The following is a 1285-nucleotide window of genomic DNA, read 5'->3' on the forward strand; positions in this document are numbered from 1 at the left end:
CGGATGGCCGCGATCTCGTCGTTGGGCTGGAATAGCGGCGAGACATCAGCGACCTGGCCGGTGAACAGGGCACCGTATTCGGCACGCTCGTCGGGCGCCAGGGTGAAGCCCGCGAAGCCGACGAAGCAGAGTTGCCCGTGGGGCACGTGACTGGTTTCCTCCAGCAACTCGCGCGCGGCTGCCTGGCGAGCAGTCTCGCCGGGATCGATCCGCCCGCCTGGCAGTTCCCACGCCTGCCGGAACCGGTTGAAGGCCATCAAGACGCGGCTGCCGTGCCACAGGGCCACCAGCGCAACCGGCAGGGGTGCATCACCAGGCGGCTTGTCTTCCGCTCCTCGGACGAAGGTGACCAGGGCGTTGCCGCGGTCGTCAACGGCGAGCGGTGGAGAGTCGGGAGCAGCCACCTCGACATGATGCCCGCCTGCTCTGGTGATAGCCCGACTCGTGCGTTCTGATCTCCGAACAGTTTCTCGAACGGGTTCGCTCAGGTGGGTGTTCGCCTGTCAACGGCCATTTCGTTCTCCCCGTAGTGTGAAGTCCCACGGGTTGTTGGACAGTTCTGTCCCGGCTGGTCCTGGACGGTCCCACGGCACTTTTGACGGTCTCGGCACATCCTGGACGACCGTGGCTCGTTGGTCCTTTCGTGACGGAAACTCGTGAGCCAGAGCCGGTGGACGACCGACGATGGATGGCTGAGCATCGCTACCGGGCGGTGCTCCAGGTGCTGGACGGGGCGCCGGTAGCGCAGGTAGCCCGCCAGTTCGGTGCGTCGCGGCAGTCGGTGTACACCTGGGTCGAGCGGTACCACGCCGGCGGGCTGGACGCTCTGGTGGACAAGTCGCGCCGACCGCACGTATCGCCGCACCAGGTGCCCGCCGAGGTCGAGGCCCTGGTCTGCGAACTGCGCCGCTCATACCCCCGCTGGGGCGCCCGCCGGATCGTCCACGAGCTGGGCCAGCGCGGGCTGGTGCCGGTGCCCGGCCGGTCCACCGTGCACCGGATCCTGACCCGTCACGGACTGATCAACCACCAGGAGCAGAACCACCGTCGGGTCTATCGCCGCTGGCAGCGCGACGCCCCGATGCAGCTGTGGCAGCTGGACATCATGGGCGGGGTGTTCCTGGCCAGCGGGCGCGAGTGCAAGCTGGTCACCGGCATCGACGACCACTCCCGGTTCATCGTGATTGCCAAGGTGGTCGCCGAGCCGTCCGGCCGCGCGGGCGAGGGCACATCCCCGCGGAGCAGGATGCGGTCGCTCTTGGTGCCCCGGCGCTTGGGGTCCGGC

General features: G+C 68.4%; 2 protein-coding genes. One reads left to right on the plus strand and one right to left on the minus strand.

The annotated features are described in order from the left end of the window. Positions 1–404, minus strand: a 404-nt coding sequence (locus tag ACWD1Z_RS37685) for an NUDIX domain-containing protein (RefSeq protein WP_451125456.1), incomplete at its 3' end; no start/stop codon positions are given. A 284-nt stretch (positions 405–688) separates the two neighbouring features. Between ACWD1Z_RS37685 and ACWD1Z_RS37690 the strand changes: the two genes are divergently transcribed. After that, on the plus strand, positions 689–1285 hold a 597-nt coding region (locus ACWD1Z_RS37690; RefSeq protein WP_451125458.1), incomplete at its 3' end, for a helix-turn-helix domain-containing protein.

The sequence above is a fragment of the Streptomyces sp. NPDC002784 genome (assembly GCF_053592135.1).